This is a genomic window from Streptomyces sp. NPDC004539, assembly GCF_040610055.1.
Classification (GTDB): Bacteria; Actinomycetota; Actinomycetes; order Streptomycetales; family Streptomycetaceae; genus Streptomyces.
In genome coordinates, this window is record NZ_JBEXLS010000006.1 from 253,651 (window position 1) to 271,383 (window position 17,733).

The 17,733-nt window shown below is 72.2% G+C and carries 17 protein-coding genes; 12 read left to right on the plus strand and 5 right to left on the minus strand.

Translation table 11 applies throughout. From position 1 onward, the window contains the following. Positions 1–92 precede the first annotated feature (92 nt). The gene (locus ABZX85_RS15340; RefSeq protein WP_355867379.1) at positions 93–491 is read left to right on the plus strand and encodes a MerR family transcriptional regulator; all 399 of its coding nucleotides are present in this window, start codon (positions 93–95) and stop codon (positions 489–491) included. Positions 492–498: 7 nt separating this feature from the next. Here the strand turns inward: ABZX85_RS15340 and ABZX85_RS15345 are convergent, their stop codons facing one another. Together ABZX85_RS15345 and ABZX85_RS15350 are read right to left on the minus strand one after the other, a co-directional pair. After that, positions 499–3,123 carry a LuxR C-terminal-related transcriptional regulator gene (locus ABZX85_RS15345; protein ID WP_355867382.1) on the minus strand — a complete coding sequence of 875 codons (2,625 nt, stop codon included), beginning with the start codon at positions 3,121–3,123 and terminating at the stop codon, positions 499–501. Between the two features lie 159 nt (positions 3,124–3,282). Beyond that, complete coding sequence (locus ABZX85_RS15350; protein WP_355867385.1) at positions 3,283–3,816, minus strand: hypothetical protein; 534 nt, start codon at positions 3,814–3,816, stop codon at positions 3,283–3,285. Positions 3,817–3,826: 10 nt separating this feature from the next. On the opposite strand from ABZX85_RS15350, the gene ABZX85_RS15355 reads away from it, so the two are divergent. Further along, entirely contained in the window at positions 3,827–3,988 is a 162-nt protein-coding gene (locus tag ABZX85_RS15355; RefSeq protein WP_355867388.1) for a hypothetical protein, read from the plus strand. A 37-nt stretch (positions 3,989–4,025) separates the two neighbouring features. Here the strand turns inward: ABZX85_RS15355 and ABZX85_RS15360 are convergent, their stop codons facing one another. Beyond that, positions 4,026–4,424: a hypothetical protein gene (locus ABZX85_RS15360; protein WP_355867391.1), complete on the minus strand. Its 399-nt coding sequence runs from the start codon at positions 4,422–4,424 to the stop codon at positions 4,026–4,028. A gap of 22 nt (positions 4,425–4,446) precedes the next feature. Then, positions 4,447–5,343, minus strand: a complete 897-nt coding sequence (locus ABZX85_RS15365) for a helix-turn-helix domain-containing protein (RefSeq protein WP_355867394.1) — start codon at positions 5,341–5,343, stop codon at positions 4,447–4,449. Positions 5,344–5,585: 242 nt separating this feature from the next. Here ABZX85_RS15365 and ABZX85_RS15370 point away from each other — a divergent pair, with 242 nt between their 5' ends. The 7 genes from ABZX85_RS15370 to ABZX85_RS15400 are packed head-to-tail and all read left to right on the plus strand — an operon-like array spanning position 5,586 to position 12,704. Next, the gene (locus ABZX85_RS15370; RefSeq protein WP_355867397.1) at positions 5,586–6,473 is read left to right on the plus strand and encodes an SCO3242 family prenyltransferase; all 888 of its coding nucleotides are present in this window, start codon (positions 5,586–5,588) and stop codon (positions 6,471–6,473) included. Next, positions 6,470–7,306 carry a sugar phosphate isomerase/epimerase family protein gene (locus tag ABZX85_RS15375; protein WP_355867400.1) on the plus strand — a complete coding sequence of 279 codons (837 nt, stop codon included), beginning with the start codon at positions 6,470–6,472 and terminating at the stop codon, positions 7,304–7,306. Before ABZX85_RS15370 ends, ABZX85_RS15375 begins: the two co-directional genes overlap by 4 nt. Before the next feature lie 25 nt (positions 7,307–7,331). Then, complete coding sequence (locus tag ABZX85_RS15380; protein ID WP_355867403.1) at positions 7,332–8,048, plus strand: EboA domain-containing protein; 717 nt, start codon at positions 7,332–7,334, stop codon at positions 8,046–8,048. Then, entirely contained in the window at positions 8,048–8,902 is an 855-nt protein-coding gene (locus tag ABZX85_RS15385; protein WP_355867406.1) for a TatD family hydrolase, read from the plus strand. The genes ABZX85_RS15380 and ABZX85_RS15385 overlap by 1 nt, the downstream gene beginning before the upstream one ends. A gap of 6 nt (positions 8,903–8,908) precedes the next feature. Further along, positions 8,909–10,084 (plus strand): metabolite traffic protein EboE, encoded by a 1,176-nt coding sequence (gene eboE / locus ABZX85_RS15390; RefSeq protein ID WP_355867409.1) that lies wholly within the window; start codon positions 8,909–8,911, stop codon positions 10,082–10,084. Further along, positions 10,081–11,460 (plus strand): nucleotide pyrophosphatase/phosphodiesterase family protein, encoded by a 1,380-nt coding sequence (locus tag ABZX85_RS15395; RefSeq protein ID WP_355867412.1) that lies wholly within the window; start codon positions 10,081–10,083, stop codon positions 11,458–11,460. Before eboE ends, ABZX85_RS15395 begins: the two co-directional genes overlap by 4 nt. 53 nt (positions 11,461–11,513) lie before the next feature. Beyond that, complete coding sequence (locus ABZX85_RS15400; RefSeq protein ID WP_355867414.1) at positions 11,514–12,704, plus strand: cytochrome P450; 1,191 nt, start codon at positions 11,514–11,516, stop codon at positions 12,702–12,704. Positions 12,705–12,760: 56 nt separating this feature from the next. Here ABZX85_RS15400 and ABZX85_RS15405 read toward each other — a convergent pair whose 3' ends face one another. Then, complete coding sequence (locus ABZX85_RS15405) at positions 12,761–14,179, minus strand: class I SAM-dependent DNA methyltransferase (protein ID WP_355867417.1); 1,419 nt, start codon at positions 14,177–14,179, stop codon at positions 12,761–12,763. 145 nt (positions 14,180–14,324) lie between these two features. Here ABZX85_RS15405 and ABZX85_RS15410 point away from each other — a divergent pair, with 145 nt between their 5' ends. The 3 genes from ABZX85_RS15410 to ABZX85_RS15420 are packed head-to-tail and all read left to right on the plus strand — an operon-like array spanning position 14,325 to position 17,729. Then, positions 14,325–14,639, plus strand: a complete 315-nt coding sequence (locus tag ABZX85_RS15410; RefSeq protein ID WP_355867420.1) for a trypco2 family protein — start codon at positions 14,325–14,327, stop codon at positions 14,637–14,639. A gap of 1 nt (position 14,640) precedes the next feature. Further along, positions 14,641–16,764, plus strand: a complete 2,124-nt coding sequence (locus ABZX85_RS15415) for a trypsin-like peptidase domain-containing protein (RefSeq protein ID WP_355867423.1) — start codon at positions 14,641–14,643, stop codon at positions 16,762–16,764. Further along, complete coding sequence (locus ABZX85_RS15420) at positions 16,761–17,729, plus strand: MoxR family ATPase (protein WP_355867426.1); 969 nt, start codon at positions 16,761–16,763, stop codon at positions 17,727–17,729. The genes ABZX85_RS15415 and ABZX85_RS15420 overlap by 4 nt, the downstream gene beginning before the upstream one ends. Positions 17,730–17,733 lie beyond the last annotated feature (4 nt).

Genomic DNA, 17,733 nt, shown 5'->3' on the forward strand with positions numbered 1-17,733 from the left:
GGGGAGGGCCGCCGGGCGTGATCATGTCGGGCGGGACCCCGCCCTGACGCTAGGCTGGAGATCCGCGGAGGCAGACGAGAAGGGCACCCCGTGTGAGCGGCCAGCACATGCAGATCGGCGAGGTCGCCGTACGGACCGAACTCCCGTTACGCACCATCCGGCACTACGAGGACGCCGGCCTCGTCGCCCCCTCCGCCCGCTCGCAGGGCGGCTTCCGCCTCTACACCGAGTCCGACGTCGCCCGGCTGACGGTCGTCCGCAGCATGAAGCCTCTCGGCTTCACCCTGGACGAGATACGGACCCTCCTGGAGACGACGGACCGGCTGGACTCCGGGGAACAGCTGGCCCCCTGGGAGGTCGGCCAACTCCTGGGCCGGATACGGGGGTTCGAGCAGACCGCGCAGCGCAGGGTCGAGGATCTGCGCGCGCAGCTCGCCCAGGCGGAGGAGTTCACCGGGACACTCGCCGCACGTCTCGGCCGAAGGCGCTGACCGCCCGTCACGGCGCCGCCCGCAGCACCGCCGACAGCTCCAGGCGGGACGTGACGTCGAGTTTGCGGTAGGCGTGCGAGAGGTGGGTCTCGACCGTGCGGGGGCTGAGGCGCAGGCGCGCGGCGATCTCGCGGGTGCGCAGGCCGGAGGCGGCGAGTTCGGCGGTCTGCCGTTCGCGGTCGCTGAGCCGCGCGAGGGGGCCGGCCCCGGAGAGTTCGGCGCGCAGGCGGGTGGCGTGGTCGTGGACGAGGAGCGCGCCGTGGACCCGCGAGACGCCCTCGGCGAGCTCCAGGTGCCGGAGTGCGGCCGGGAGCCCCTCCGACCCGGCGAGGGAGCGGGCGCCCGCCGTGAGCGTCCACGCGTACTGGACCGGCATGTCGGCGCGACGGAAGGCGTGGGCGGCGAGGTCGAACAGCTTGACGGCGACGTCGTGTTCACCGTCCGCCGCGTGCAGCCGGGCCCGCGCCTCCTGGACGTACGCCTCCTGGACCGGCAGCCCGAGCCGGTCCGACGCCTCCTCCGCGGACCGCAGCACGCGCCGCGCCTCTTCGTCGTCCCCGCACTCCAGGGCGGCCGTGGCGAGCAGGGCCAGCAGGGAGGGGCGGGCGAACGGCCGTACCAGGGGCAGTAGTTCACCGCCTGCCCCGTCGAGCAGCGTCCGCCGGCAGCCGGCCGCGTCACCCGTGAGGAACCGTGCCTGGGCCAGCAGACCGGTCGCCGACACCGTCCACCAGCTCCGCCCGGGGCGGACCGCCGCGAGCGTCTCCGTGATCAGCGCGACCGCCTCCGCGGAGTCCCGCCGCGCCCGTGACCACACGAGCGCCGTCGCCCGTACCGCCCGCGCCAGCGTCACCGCGTCCGCCGCGCCGAGCGACCCGGCCAGCTCCTCCGCCTCCCGGGCCCGCCGCTCGGAGGCGGCCAGGCGGCCCGTCCACTGCTCGGCCATCGCCAGGGCCGGCAGCCGGTGTGCCGGCGCCGGGACGCGGGTCTCCAGATGCCGGATCGCGTCCGTGAACCGCTCCAGGTGCAGCTCGGCACACCCGAGGAGTACGAGCGTCTCCGGGGTGCGGCCCGCGCCGGGATCGGGCAGCGCGTCCAACAGCCGCGCACAGTCGGCGACTTCGCCGACGGCCTCCGCGACGTCCCCGGCGTGGGTCGCGGACAGTGCCGCCAGCACCCGCAGCGCGGTCCGCTCCGCGTCGTCCGCCCCGCCCGCCGCCCGCGCCGCCTCCCGCAGCAGGTCCCGCGCCTCGTCGTGCGTGCCGCGCAGGGCGTGCGCGAGCCCGTACTCGATCGCCGGCCGCACCGCCTCCGCCGGCAGCGGGTCCGGGAGCGGCCGGGGCAGCATCCCGAGCGCGGTCCCGACGACGGCGATCGCCTCCTCGTAGTGCCCGAGCCGCCGCTCCGCTTCGGCGCACACCGTGTACGCCTGGAGCGTCTCCCGCTCGGAGAGCCGTACCCGGGGGTCCGCCAGCAGGTCGTGCGCGCGGGCCCGTGCCTCCCGAGGCCGCCCCGCCGCGGCCAGCGCCCGGCAGCAGTCCAGCTCCAGCCCGGTCCGCGCCGCCCGTTCCGGCAGCACCTCCAACGCCAGCCCCCACCACCGCGCCGCCGTCCCCGGCTCCCGGCCCACGACCTCGGCGGCCCCCTCCGCCAGCGCGCGTACGGCGACGGCGGCGTCCGTCCCCAGCAGGTGCTCGGCGTGCCGGGCGCGCTCGGCGCCGCTCCCGGCGATCTCCAGCGCACGCCGGTGCGCCCGCAGCCGCAGCGACAGTCCCGTCCGCGCGTGCACGACCTCACCGAGCACGGCGTGCCGGAACCGCAGGGTCCCGGCGGGCCCCGCCGGGCGGATCAGGTCCGCCCGCTCCAGTTCCCCGAGCACGTCCAGCGTCGTGTCCAGGCCCAGTCCGGAGACCCGGGCGACGTCCTGCGGGCGGAACGGGGAGCCGAGGACGGCCGCCGCCGACAGCGCCGTACCGGCGTCGGCCGGCACCGCGTCGACCTCCGCGAACAGGGGCTTCGCCTCGCGGAGAAGCTCGTCGGGGTCGGTCGCGGGCCACTCCGAGGCGACCAGCAGACGCAGGTGACGGGGGTTGCCCGCGGCCTCGGCGCACAGCCGGCCGGCGTTCGCGGTGTCCACGCGCCAGCTTTTCAGCAGAGCCCGCACCGCCTCCTCGCCGAGGGGGCCCGGCTCGATCCGCGTGACCCTTCCGGCCCCTGCCCCGTCGTCCAGTGCCCGCAGCAGGTCCGGCGCGGTCTGCCGGGGGCGGTGGACCAGGGCGACGACGGAGGGGCCGGGGGCGCCGGACCGGACGAGCCGTACGAGGGCCGCCGTCGAGGCCGGGTCGCAGCGGTGGACGTCGTCCAGGACGAGGACGCCGCCACGGCGTTCCGGGTGCGTCGGGACGGTGTCCCCGTGCACGGCCCGGACCCGGGTGGCGGGGAGTCCGCGCCGGGCGGCCATCCGCAGGAGGGCCAGGGCCAGGCGGGTCTTGCCGATGCCGGGCTCGCCGCCGATCTCGACCAGCGCGCCCCGGCCGGCCGCCGCCGCGTCCACGATGCCCGAGAGCCGGGCGAGTTCCGCCTCCCGCGCGACGGGGGGCTCGCCAGGTGCCGGTACGGGCACTGTGGTCATGAGCGCTGGTCCCCTCCGCGTACGGACAGGCGCCCACGGGCGGATCAGGCCGGTCACAGGGCGCCTTTTCGGGCAACCATACAGAAGTAAAAGACTCCTTTCGGGGCGTGGGCACGGCACCGGGGTCACCTCGCCCCACCACGCCCTCGGCGCCGCTTCTCACGGCAGGTAAGGCTCGGCCCAGTCCGCGAACCGCTGTCCCAACTCCTCGCCGGCCGCCGCGAGTACGGCGTCCGGGTCCTGGGCCACCGACAGCCCGAACCGCTCGTGCAGCCAGGCCGCGTACGTGTCGTGGGAAGGGGAGTGGGGCTCGTCCTCGTCGCGGTAGAAGTAGACGCTCTCCCAGTCGACGGAGATCTCCGCGTCGAAGCCGAGCAGCCGCAGCAGCTCCCGCAGGTCACGGGCGACGACGTACTGTCCGCCCTCGTCCCCGAAGACGACGACCGGCAGGGTGGCCAGGTCGGCACGGTCGTCGATCTTCCACAACGCGTAGAACGAGCCGCCGCCCGTGGCCTGCGCGAACGGGATCAGCCGGGCGAGGAACTCCGGGTCGCCGGACCAGCCGGCCACCAGACCGGAGACGTCTCCGTATTCCGTGAGGCCGAATCCGTCGGCGAAATTCTCGTAGCCCACCTCGTCCTCGAAATCCTTGAGGAGGTTGAGTTCCGGCACGGGCGAGTATGTGATGGTCATCGTGTCTCCGGTGGTTTCCGTAAGTGCACATGATCCGATACCGGGTCTGAGCAGGGTGGAGAACCCGGCGGACAAGTCCGAGGCCGGTGACGACACCGTGCTGTTCTGGGCGGAGACGGGGCCCCGCGATCCGGCGTTCACCGACGCCTCGGTGCTGGACGGGACCCGGTAGGGACGCCGCCCTTCCCGCGCCGGCCTGCGGCTCTCTCTCACACACCGTCAGGCTCGATGAGCAACGCCACCATCGCTTCGAGGCGCTCCCCGCTGACCTGCGGAACAGTCCAGCCATGGCCGCGCGCATGCTCGACGAACGCGGGCTCGATCTCCACGTGGTACCGCTCCACGTAGTGAGCTAGGTCGGAGTACCACAACCAATGCCCGTCCGTGAGCAGATGCAGCCCCCCGATGAACGCCCCCGTACCGCTCAACACGTCAGGCACGGCCGCCGGTGCGGCGGCCACGGTCGTGCCGGTCCGTAGATAGCGGACCAACTCGCCCTCGTACCCCGGCGCCGCCGCGCGCACCGCGTCCCGGATCGACGGTCCGTCCGGACTGCCGTGCTCCAACTCCCTGAAGCCGCCGATGAGGGGGAACTTGTCGAGGATCACCTGGGCGATCGTAGCCGGGAGTTCAGGAAGGGCCGCGCTGGGTGTCGCGGAACGTGCCCGGGGTCGTTCCGGTCATGCGGGTGAAGAACTTGCTGAAGTTGGTCGGCTCGGTGAAGGCGAGGCGGTGGCTGATCGAGGCGACCGGCAGGTCTGTGTGGGCGAGGAGGCGTTTGGCCTCCAGGACCACGCGGGCGTCGACGAGGTGCTTGGCGGTGTGGCCGGTGGCCCGCCGGCAGGCGCGGTTGAGGGTCTTGAGGGAGTAGCCGATGCGGGACGCGTAGTCGTGGGCCTGGCGGAGGGTGGTGAAGGAACGCTCCAACTCCTGGAGAAAGCGGCGGTAGGGCTCTTCGGGAAGGGTGCGGGGGCGGCCGTCGGGGGAGGGGAGGCGGGCGATGCGCAGGAGAAGGGCGGCGAGGAGCTGCCGTAGCAACTCCTTCGTGAGCTCCGGCGACCGGCCGGGGAACTCGGTGTACTCCGCCGCGAGGTCGGCGAGGGCGTGGCGGAAGTGCGGAAGGTCGGCGGGGCCGAGACGCCAGAGTTCCGGGCCGGGGATGTCGAGGGGGAGCGTCGCGGGCAGCCGGGGCGGGAAGTCCGGGGTGAACAGGACGACCGTCGCGTCCAGTTCGGCCGGCGCGCCATCGGGGCCCACCGGCAGGCGCTGCACCTGTCCCGGACGGATGTGCAGCAGAGTCCCCGGACGCATCGGCGTGTCGAGGAAGTCCACCATGCCGGTCCCCTCGCCACCGTGGACGAGCGTCAGTTGGTGGAAGTCCGGCCGGTGCACCCACTCGAACTGGGCCGTCGACAGCCGCCCCGTGAGGTCCGCGAAGGCCAGCACCTCCATCCGCAGAGCGGGGAGCGTGGGGTTGCGGTACCCGAGCTCGATCACCCGAGCGTGTCCCATTTCGACCATGGCCATGCCCGACTCTACCGCGCACACAGGGAAGGGGCTCGTGGACAGGACGGGGCAGGGTGGCCGCTGGCCACCGTCCGCTCAGCGTCGTGCACGGGAACGTCATCGCCCTGATTCCTGTGCAACTCCCTTGCGGGATACCGAAGAACATACGACGAATCCTGAACTGGGCGATCTGCACAACCTCTTCACGAAGGTGAGGGGTGAAAGGTATGTGAAAGTTAAAGTGGCTGGCTTACTATCCCGACATGCGAGGATCGAACAACCTTTCCCCGGCTGACCTGGCGAAACTCGTCCGGCTCCCGGCCGCGTCGAGTGTGCCGGGAGACGTTCTGGCGGGTGCGGTCGCGGGCGGAGGGGCCGTCCGCCCACACATCGTCGCCACAATGGTGTCGTCGGCGGCCCTCTACTGGGCGGGCATGGCCCTCAACGACTACGCCGACGCGACGGTCGACGCGGTCGAGCGCCCCGAACGCCCCATACCCTCCGGCCGGATACCCCGCCGCACCGCCCTCACGACCGCCTGCGCGCTCACCGCCACCGGCCTCGGCCTCGCCGCCCTCGCCGGCGGCAGACACGCACTCCGTACGGCCCTCCCGCTCACCGCAGCGGTCTGGGCCTACGACCTCGCGCTCAAGTCCACCCCCGCCGGCCCCGCCGCCATGGCGAGCGCCCGCGCGCTGAACGTCCTCTCCGGAGCCGCCCCCGGCCGCACCGCCGCCGCCCTCCCGGCAGCCCTCCTCGTCGGCGCCCACACCTACACCGTCACGGCACTCAGCCGCCACGAGGTGACCGGCGCCCCGCGCACACTCCCGGCGACCACCCTGGCCGCCAGCGCCGCGACCGGCCTCGCCACAGCGGCACTTCCCGCGCTACGGCGCGCGGACCGCCCCGCCCGGATCGGCGCCGCAGCCGCCGCCCTCGGCTACCTCGCCACCTACGGCACCGCACAGGCCCGCGCAGCCCGGGAACCCTCCGCCGCGAACGTCCGGGAAGCCGTGGGCGCCGGGATCATGGGCCTGCTCCCGCTCCAGGCCGCACTCACCGCGGGTAGCGGAGCCGTCCGCCTCGCCGGAGCCCTCGCCGTGGCGCATCCACTCGCGCGCCGGCTGGCCCGCAAGGTGTCGCCCACGTGAGTCTCCGCTACGGCTTCGGCACCAACGGGTTCACCGCGCACCGCCTCGACGACACCCTGACCGTCCTCGCCGACCTCGGCTACGACGCCGTCGGCCTCACCCTCGACCACACCCACCTCGACCCGTACGCCCCCGACCTGCCCCGCCGAGTCGCCCACCTGGCACGGCGAACCGGGCGACTCGGCCTCACGGTCATGGTCGAGACCGGCGCCCCCTACCTGCTCGACCCCTGGCACAAGCACGCGCCCACCCTGATGTCCCGCGAGGACGCCGGACGCCGCGTCGACCTGCTCGCCCGCGCCGTCCGCGTCGCCGCCGACCTCGGCGCCCCCGCCGTCCACCTGTGCAGCGGCTCCCGGCCCCCGGACATGACCGACGAAGAGGCGTGGAAACGGCTCGCCGCCGGCTGCGAAGAGGTCCTGGGCCTCGCCCGACAGCACGGCGTCGCCCTCGCGTTCGAGCCCGAGCCGCACATGTTCGTCGACACCGTCCAACGTGTACTGGACCTGCGCCGATGCCTCGGCGACCCCGACGGGTTCGGCGTCACCCTCGACATCGGGCACGCCCACTGCGTCGAGGACCTCCCGCTCCTCGACTGCGTCGCCCTCGCCGCACCGCACCTCCTCAACGTCCAGATCGAGGACATGCGGCGCGGAGTCCACGAACACCTCGAACTCGGCACCGGCGAGATCGACTTCCCGCCCGTCCTCGCCGCGCTCAAGACCGCCGGGTACGACGGACCGGTCTCGGTCGAGATCCAGGGCGCCTCACCGAACGCCCCCGAAGTCGCCCGCCGCTCCCTGGAGTTCCTCAAGGCCGCCGAGCCGTCCTGACCCGACACTGGAGGAGACGCACACTGTGCACCCCTGCGTTCACACCGTCCTCGACGCCCGCCTCACCCCCGAAGCCCGCACCTGGCTCACCACCACGATGGCCCGCGTCGGCGAGAACCCGGCAGCTCTGCGCGCCGCCTTCCCGGCCGTCGGACGGCGCTGCGGACGCGAGCAGTTGACCACCGAGTGGACCGTCGCGGACGCCGCCCGCGTCCGCCTGCTCGCCGCCCTGCCCCTGCGCGGCACCGCGCTCGCCGACGAGATCACCACCCTCCACCACCACGGCGACGCCGCCGAACAGCGCGCCGTCCTCATGTCGTTGGCCCACCTCGAAGACCTGGACCCCACCTTCGCCGGCCTCGGACTTCCCCTGGTCCACGGGGCGTTGCGCACCAACGACACCACCCTGATCACGGCGGCCGTCGGCCCCTACGCCGCCCGCCACCTCGACGCCGACGGCTACCGGCACGCCGTCCTCAAATGCGTCTTCACCGACATCCCGCTGGCCCGCGTCGCGGGTCTCACCGACCGCGCCGACCATGAACTCGCCCGTATGCTCTGCGACTTCGCCCACGAACGGGTCGCCGCCGGCCGCGAGGTCCCCGCCGACATCTGGCCCGTCGTCCGCGCCCACCCCGGCACGCTGGAAGCCTCCGGGCTGCCCGCCGAAGCCGACTCACCCGGCCCCCACCGCCGCGCCGCCGCCGAACGCGCCCTCACCGCCCTGGCAGGAGTCTCCTGATGCGCATTTTCGATCCTCACATTCACATGACTTCGCGGACGACGGACGACTACGAGGCGATGTATGCGGCGGGGGTGCGGGCGTTGGTGGAGCCGGCGTTCTGGCTGGGGCAGCCGCGTACGTCGCCGGAGAGTTTCTACGACTATTTCGACGCTCTGTTGGGGTGGGAGCCGTATCGGGCGGCGCAGTTCGGTATCCAGCATTTCTGCACGATCGCGTTGAATCCGAAGGAGGCGAACGATCCGCGGTGTCTGCCGGTGCTGGAGGAGTTGGACCGTTTTCTGGCGAAGGACCGGGTGGTGGCGGTGGGGGAGATCGGGTACGACTCGATGACCGCGGCGGAGGACGAGGTGCTGGCGCGGCAGTTGCAGCTGGCGGTGGAGCACGGTCTTCCGGCGTTGGTGCACACGCCGCACCGGGACAAGGCGGCGGGGACGCGGCGGACGCTGGACGTGGTGCGGGAGTCGGGGATCGCGCCGGAGCTGGTCGTCCTGGACCATCTCAACGAGCTGACGGTGGGGATGGTGCTGGACAGTGGCTGCTGGGCGGGGTTCTCGATCTATCCGAAGACGAAGATGAGCGAGGACCGCATGGTGGAGATCCTCAGGCGGCACGGTACGGAGCGGGTGCTGGTGAATTCGGCGGCGGACTGGGGGAGTTCGGACCCGTTGAAGACGCGGAGGACGGCGGACGCGATGCTGGCCGGCGGGTTCGACGAGGACGCGGTGGACCGGGTGATGTGGCGTAATCCTGTCGCGTTCTACGGGCAGAGCGGGCGGCTCGAACTGGACGAGATCAAACCCGACGACACCGCGCTCCACGAGGGCAACTCGATCAAACGCGGCGGGGAGTGAGGGGCGTTGCGATTCGGACACTCCGACGGTACGACCGTCCATCTCGCCTACTGCGGCAACGTCCACCAGGCGGAGGATCTGGAAGGCGTCGTCTCCCAACTCGCCGAGTACGCCGGGCCGGTGCGGGAACGGCTGGGCCTCGACCGGCTCGGCATCGGGCTGTGGCTCGCGCGTGACGTCGTCACCGAACTCGCCGCCGACGAAAGGGAGGTGAAGCGGCTCAAGGACGAACTCGCCCTCAGGGGACTGGAGACGGTCACCCTCAACGCCTTCCCCTACGCCGGTTTCCACCGCGAGGTCGTCAAGAAGGAGGTGTATCTCCCGGACTGGGCCGACCCCGCGCGCCTGCGGTACACCGTCGATTGCGCCCGGGTGCTGGCCGCGCTCCTGCCGGACGACGCGCGGCGCGGCAGCGTCTCGACGCTCCCCCTCGCCTGGCGCACCCCATGGCCCACCGAGGCACGCGACACCGCACGCCGGGCCCTGGACGAACTCACCGCCGAACTCGCCGCCGTGGAACGGGAATCGGGCCGCACGATCCGGGTCGGATTCGAGCCCGAACCCGGCTGCGTGGTCGAGGACACCGTGCAGGCGGCCCGTGAACTCGGGGGAGTCGACCCGGAGTTCCTCGGAATCTGCCTCGACACCTGCCACCTCGCCGTGCAGTTCGAGGAACCCGCGCAGGCGCTGCGCCGGCTCGCGGACGTCGGTCTCCCGGTCGTGAAGGTTCAGGCGTCCAGCGCCCTGCATGCCGACGACCCCGCCGACCCCGAGGCGCGCCGAGCCCTCGCCCGGTTCGTCGAACCCCGGTTCCTGCACCAGACCCGCACGGTCCACGAAGGCGCCGTCACCGGCGTCGACGACCTGCCCGACGCACTCGCCGGAGAGCTCGACGACGGCTCCCCCTGGCGGGTGCACTTCCACGCGCCCCTGCACGCCGCCCCGGAACCGCCGTTGCGCACGACCTCCGGTGAACTCGCTCACGCGCTGGGCGAGTTGCTCGGCGGGACCGAAGCGGTGTGCGACCACATCGAGGTCGAGACCTACACCTGGTCCGTCCTGCCGGAACATCTGCGGCCCCACGACCGGGACAGCCTCGTCGCCGGGATCGCCGCCGAACTCGCCTGGACCCGCGAACGGTTCCTCGAACTCGGCCTCACCCAGAAGGAGTTCGCCGTATGACCCGCCTCGTCGTCCTCGACATCGTCGGCCTCACCCCACGGCTGTTGCGGCACATGCCCGCCGTCTCCGCCGTCGCCGGACGAGGGTTCCAAGCCCGCATGGACACCGTCCTGCCCGCCGTCACCTGTACCGTCCAGTCGACTCTCCTCACCGGTGAACTCCCGTCCGTGCACGGGGCGGTGGCGAACGGCTGGTACTTCCGCGACCTCGGTGAGGTGCTGCTCTGGCGGCAGCACAACGCCCTCGTCGGCGGCGAGAAGATCTGGGACACCGCACGCAAGGCCGACCCCGGGTACACGGTCGCCAACATCTGCTGGTGGTACGCGATGGGCGCCGACGTCGACTGGACGGTCACCCCACGCCCCGTCTACTACTCCGACGGCCGCAAGGAGCCCGACTGCTACACCTGGCCGCCGTCCCTGCACGACGAACTCACCGACAGGCTGGGCACGTTCCCCCTGTTCACCTACTGGGGCCCGAACGCCGGCCTCCCCTCCACGCAGTGGATTCTCGGCGCCGCCCGGCAGATCTTCGACGAGAAGCAGCCCGACCTCACCCTCGTCTACATTCCCCACCTCGACTACGAGCCCCAGCGCACCGGCCCCGGCTCCCCCGAGACCGCCCGCGAGGCCCGCCGCCTCGACGACGCCCTGCGCCCCCTCCTGGACCACTTCGAGAAGGAGGGTGCGACGGTCGTCGTCCTCAGCGAGTACGGCATCGCCCCCGCGTCCCGCCCCGTCGACATCAACCGCGCGCTGCGGGAGGCCGGTCTCCTGGAAGTCCACACCCAGGACGGCATGGAGTACCTCGACCCCTGGACCTCCCGCGCCTTCGCCGTCGCCGACCACCAGCTCGCCCACGTCTACGTTCGTGACCCCGCCGACCTCGACCGGGTCGCGGAGATCGTCGCCGAACTCGACGGCGTGGACCAGGTGTTGGACGCGGCGGGCAAGAAGGAGCACGGTCTCGACCACGAACGCTCCGGTGAGCTGGTCGTGGTGGCCGAGTCGGATGCCTGGTTCACGTACTACTACTGGCTCGACGACGCCCGCGCCCCCGACTTCGCCCGCCAGGTCGAGATCCACCGCAAACCCGGCTACGACCCCGCCGAGTTGCTCTACGACGACACCGTCCCCGCCCTCAAAGCACGCGTCATCGGACAGGTCGCCCGCAAGAAGCTCGGCCTGCGGTACCGCATCCAGACCGTGCCGCTGGACCCGTCCGGGGTGAGCGGCAGCCACGGCCGCCTCCCCGACGACCCGCAGGACGGCCCCGTACTCCTGTGCTCCCGGCCGGAGTTCACCCGGGAGGCCATCCACGCGACCGAGGTGAAGGAACTGCTGCTGGGGCTGGCGGACCTCAAGCAGACCGAGTGACCGAGGCGAGACACCCGCCACCCCCCATGCCCCTTGGATCGAAAGAGCCCCACGTGAACTCGACGCCCACCCCGCCCCCGCTGCCCGTCGCCCGCCCGCTCCTCGACCCCGCCGAGGAGTACCGGAGCTGGATCACCGAACGCCCCCTGGACCGCATCACCCTCTGGGGCGACCTCCATCCCTGGCTGGTCACCCGGTACGACGACGCGCGCGCCGTCCTCAGCGATCCCCGGTTCAGCTCCGAGAACTTCCGCCCCGGCTTCCCCGGCCTCCAGCCGACGACACCCCCGCGCACGCCGGGCCAGCTGTTCGCGATGGACCCGCCGGACCACACCCGGCTGCGGCGGATGCTGATCCCCGAGTTCACGTTCCGCCGGGTCGAGCAACTCCGCCCCGCCATCGCCCGGTTGACGTCCGAGCTGATCGACGGGCTGGAGGAGCAGGGGAGTTCGGCCGATCTCGTCGAGCACTTCACGCTCCCGCTGCCCCTGCTCGTGATCTGCGAACTCCTCGGAGTCCCGTACTCCGACCGGGAGTTCATCCACCGGCAGGCCGCCGCCTTCGCCACCGTCTCCGCCGGACCCGAGGCGATGCGCGCCGGATGGGGAGCCCTCTTCGGCTACCTCCAGGAGCTGCTGGCGGCCAAGGCCGGCGCACCCTCCGACGACCTGATGAGCCGGCTCGCCACGGAACGCGTCGCCACCGGCGAGGCCAGCGCGGCGGAGGCGGCCGGGCTCCTCGTCCAACTCCTCATCGCGGGCCACGAGACGACCGCGAGCATGCTCTCCCTGGGCACCATCACCCTGCTGCGCCACCCCGAGCAGCTCGCAGCCCTGCGCGCCGACGACAGTCTCGTACCCGGTGCGATCGAGGAACTCCTGCGTTACCTCACGATCGTCCACATCGGGATGCGGCGCATCGCCACCGAGGACGTCGAGGTCGGCGGGGTCACCATCCGGGCCGGTGAGGGTGTGGTGATCGCCCTCCAGTCCGCCAACCGGGACCCCGGCACCTTCAAGGACCCCGACACCCTCGACCTCACCCGCGAGTCCGACCGCCACCTCGCCTTCGGCCACGGCCTCCACCACTGCCTCGGCCAGTCCCTGGCCCGCGCCGAACTCCAGATCGCCCTGCCGATGCTGTTCGAACGCCTGCCGGAACTGCGGCTGGCGAAGGACCCGGAGGAGTTCGCGTTCGTGGGGCGGGCGGTGCACGGGGTGGAGCGGCTGCCGGTGACGTGGTGAGGCGCGGGCGGGGGTGAGGTGGCTGGGGGCGGCTCCGTCGAGTGCGCCCCCAGGTGTCATCCCCCTTGAAGCGGGAGGTCGTGGCCGTCGAAGACCGCGTAGAGGTCCTGCATGAGGTTCGGTGGGCTGGGGGTGACGTAGAGGCCCGGGTTGAGGGAGTACTCGTTCGCGCGTACGGCTTCCAGGCTCGCCGAGAAACAGAAGTCGGGTTCGTCGTGGTAGCGCGGGCCTGTGCCGCGCCAGGATCGGTACGCGTTGACGATCTTCGCGAGGTCGGTGTCCTCCAGGACACGTTCGGTCTTGCTGGCCATCGTGCCTGTTTCGGTGGCGTCGATGAAGATGATCTGGCCACGCCGGTCGGTCCGTTCCGACAGTTGGCGGGGCGACTTGTCCTTGTCGAGGACCCACATGCAGGCCGGGATCGTGGTCGAGGGGAAGAGGTAGGGCGGCAGGGTGATGATGCAGGCGACCAGGTCGTCTTCCAGCATGGCCCGACGGATCTCGCCCTCGGCCTTGCGGGCATGGAGGGAGCCGTTGGCCAGGATGACGGCGGCGGTTCCTTGGGGCGTGAGTTTCGCGGCGATGTGCTGGAGCCAGGCGTAGTTGGTGTTGTCGGCAGGAGGAACGCCGTAGGTCCAGCGGGGGTCGGACACATCGCGCGCCCAGTCGCTGAGGTTGAACGGCGGATGGGCCATCACGAAATCAGCCCTGAGGTCCGGATGGTGATCGTTGCTGAGGGCGTCAGCCGGGCCCGGACCCAGATCAGCGTGCAAGCCGTGCACGATGAGGTTCATCCTGGCCAGGTTCCACGTGCGTGTATGACGTTCCTGGCCGTAGACCGAGCCGCGACTCCGCTCGAAGGACATGGCCGTCTGCGCGAGCATGTCGCCCGCACCGCATATCGGGTCGTACACCCGGCCCGAGTAGGGCTTCAGGATCTCCAGGACGAGTCGGGTCACGGAACGTGGGGTGTGGAACTCGACGCCCGACTTGCCCTCGAACCGTGCGAAGCCGTCGAGGAAGGCCGAGTACTCCTCGGCGAGTGCGGCTGACACTCGTCTGTACGAGGCCCAGCGGGTGCTGAGGAGGTCGATGAGGTCGGCCAGACGGTCCTGGTCGATGTCGGCGTCACCGAAAACGCCCGCCAGGGTTCCGGTCAGATCCGGATTGGCCAGCATGATCGCGCCCGCCGCCTTGTCAAGAACCCTGCCCGCACCCCCCTGCCTGGCATGGGCCTCGATCCACGACCATCGGGCGGTCGGTGGGACCCAGAAATCGTACAGAGTCAGGTCCTCCAGGATCTGTGCCACCCGTTCTTCAGGGGCGTTCTGGCTGAACAGAGTTTCGGTGAGCAGGCTTTGGCGTTCCTCGAACGTGCTGGAGAGGTACTTCAGAAAGACCAGCCCGAGCACGAACTCCTTGTACCGAGCAGCGTCGACAGAACCCCGCAGCGCATTGACGGCCTGCCACAGCACGTCCCGGAACTCCCCGCCCCGCGCCTCCGCTTCCATACGGCGATCACCCCCGCCCGGATTGTTCCACAATCACCCCCACCCCCTCCCGCCAGCGCTGTAACGTACCGACAACGCACTGACTTTCTCTGACCCGGGGGCGCACGGAATGTCGACGATCGGCCTGGCCGCAGCCATCGAGGAGCTGCGCCAGGAGCTGTACGAGGCCCAACGCCTCGGCGTGAACCAGCAGTTCGCGTTCGGCGTCGAAGAAGCCGAGCTGGAGCTCCAGTTGGAGCTACGTGACTCCACCAAGGGCGACGGCAAGCTCACCTTCGGCGTGGCCACCGTAGGCGTCGGCGGTGACCAATCCACCGTCCGCACCCACAAGTTGACCCTCAAACTCTCCGTGAAGGACCGGGCCGCCGCAGGCACCCGCCCCGAGATCGCGGACGACGAGACCGGGTCGCTGGACGAGGACTGAGGTGGACCCGCGCAGACTGGCCCTGATCCGCAGCGGGGACGAGGGCCGTATCACGGTCGGTTCGGGCTACCTGATCGCGCCACGGCTGGTGCTGACGGCACGTCACGTACTCATCGACAAGGTCACCACCGCGCCCTGGCGGACCATCAAGGTCCGCGTCGGCCACGAACGCGACGGCGAGCAGACCAGGACATCGGCCCGACTCCTCTGGGAACACCCGGCCGGCCTCGACATCGCCCTCCTGCTCCTCGACCAGGAGATCCCCCTCCCGGGCCCCGTCCGCTGGGGCCGCCCCGAGGGCCTCGCACCGCTGCCGTACGAGGGCCTGGGCTACCCGTGGGCTGCGAAGAACGGCGGCCTCCGCGCCCCCGAACACCTCCGTGGCTTCCTCCCCGTCCTCTCCGGCGGCAGGGGCCGTTACGTCCTGGACCAGACCCCGTCCCCCGCTCCCCGCGAGGGCGACGGGAACGCGTGGGGAGGGGCCTCGGGCGCCGCGATCTTCTGCGGCGGCCACCTCGTCGGCGTCGTGACCGAGGAGGACCAGGCGTACGGGGCACGCCGGTTGATCGCCGTACCGGTGTCCTCGTTCGCCACCGACGACACGTTCACGGCCCACCTCGACGGCTGTCCCCGACTGGCCGCGATCGGCGCCCCCTTGCCGAGAGCGGCGGCCGGAGCCGAACGCACCGCCGCCGAACGCGAGTTGGAGAGCCTGCTGCGCCCGCTCTTCCCGGACGAGGCGACCCTCGGCATGCGGGGCCGGGAGCTGGCGCGGGAACTCGGCTACGACGGTGTCGACACCGCCGGATACGCCCCCCGCACAGCGGACCTCGTGGCGCTCGCCAAGGCCCACCCCCGCGCACTCGCGACACTCGCCGAGATCCTCGCCCCCACCCTGCGTGATACGGCCCGCACCGCGCTCACCACCCTCCTCGCCACGGCGAGAACCCTCGGCCACGGCGCGCTCCTCTCCCCGAACGAGTACGCCGACCTGCTCTCCCGCCTCCGCCGCAGCCGCGCCGCCGACCCGACGCTGATCCCCCGCGCGGCCGGCGAGGCCCTGCGCCACCACATCCTCCCCGAGGCGCTCACCCGTCCCCGCCTGGACGAGGACCACCTCGCCGACGTGATCGAGGACCTGGAGAGGCTGACCGAGCAGGCCGCTCCCGCGCTGCTGCGAGTCGTCGAGTACGTCGCGGCGGCCACCGAAGGGGCACTCGGCGGAGAACTGCGAGCCTGGTCGGAGACGGTCGCCGCCCGGCTCGGCGTCCGCCACGAAGTGCTGGCCGACCGCCGCGCGGACGCCGACCGCTGGGCGAAGCGCCCCCTCTCCCCGGTGTCGCGGGTGGTGATGAAGCTGGAGCGCGACGCCGAGGCGGGCGACGAGCGGTACCGGTGCCGGATTCTGCTCGCCCGCGACGACGGGTCGCACCGGGTGCTGAAGGAGGTGGAGTCGGTCTCCAAGACCCCCACCGAGGTGGCGAGCTGCCTGAGCGAGGCGGTCCTCGCCGTCCGGCAGGAACCGGGGCAGGGGGACAGGGTGCCGTGGGTGACGGTCGAGGTCGACCGGGACGGCCTTCAGCGGGCCGTCGACGAATGGGTCCCCGGCGCGGCCGACGACATCCTTCCGGCCCGGCCGATCGGCGCGGACTACCGGGTCTCCCTGAGCTGTCCCGAACTCGGCGCCCGATGCGAGGACCACCGCCGGCGCCGGTGGACGAACGGACGGAACATCACCCTCGTCGTCGGCCCCGCCTGCGACAGCCGCGACCGGCTCGTCCACCTCCTGAGCACGGAACACCGCGACACCGCACGGGTCGTCCTGCACGGCCCCGCCGACCAGCGCACCCCCTGGCTCCTCGCCGCCCTCGCGCTCGGCGCGCCGGTCGTGCTGTGGGACCGGGACGCGAGCGGCCACGAGGACGCCGACCGGCTCGCCGGCCTGGCACCCGCCGGTGACCTGGACGGACTCCCCGAGCGGGTCCGGTACTTCAGGAGCGACGCGGTCGCCGGAGCGGGCGGACGCCGGGCCCGGCCCTCCCTCGTCTGGGAGCCGGAGGAGCACCACCCGAGGATCGAGCCGCTGCGGTTCGCGGACCCCGTGAGAGGAACGAACGCGTCATGACCATCGCAGAGCCGGCACAGGACGGCGACTGGCGCCTGTTCCGCGGGGACGGCGAGCCCCGGGACACCCCGTTCCCCGCCGCCCCGCCGTGGCGCCGCTTCGACCGCCGCGAACCCGACGCCACCCGCCCCTACCTGATCGACGCCGAGGCGGCCGACGTCGTCAACGCGGCCCTCCATCTGCGCCGCCCCCTCCTGGTGACCGGCCAGCCCGGCACCGGCAAGTCCTCGCTGGCGCACGCCGTCGCCCACGAACTCGGCCTCGGCCGCGTCCTCCAGTGGCCGGTGAACAGCCGCTCCACCCTCCAGGACGCCCTCTACCAGTACGACGCCGTCGGCCGCCTGCGCGAGGCCGGCCTCCGGCGCGACACCGACGGCACCCAGCCCGGCATCGGCGCCTACCTCCGCCTCGGCCCCCTGGGCAGCGCGCTCGCCCCCCGCACGCGTCGCCCCGACCGACCCCGCGTCCTGCTCATCGACGAACTCGACAAGGGCGACGTCGACCTCCCCAACGACCTCCTCACCGTCTTCGAGGAGGGCGAGTTCGCGATCCCCGAACTCGTCCGCCTCGGCGACGACGACACCCCCGTGCACGTCCAGACCGACGACCCCGACGAGACCGCCCCCGTCACCAAGGGCCGCGTCCGCTGCGCCGAGTTCCCCGTCGTCGTCATCACCAGCAACGGCGAACGCGACTTCCCGGCCGCCTTCCTGCGCCGCTGCGTACGCCTCGACCTGCCCGACCCCGACGAGCGGCGGCTGCGGCAGATCGTCACCGCGCACCTCGGCGCCGACGCCCTCGACGGCATGGACGACCTGCTGCGCGAGTTCCTCGGCCGCCGCGCCGCCGGCGAACTCGCCACCGACCAGCTCCTCAACGCCGTGTTCCTCCGCAAGGGCGGCGTCCAGCTCGACGCCGGCGCGCTGCTCGACGCGGTCCTGCACCGCCTCGGCGGAGCGGTGTGACGGC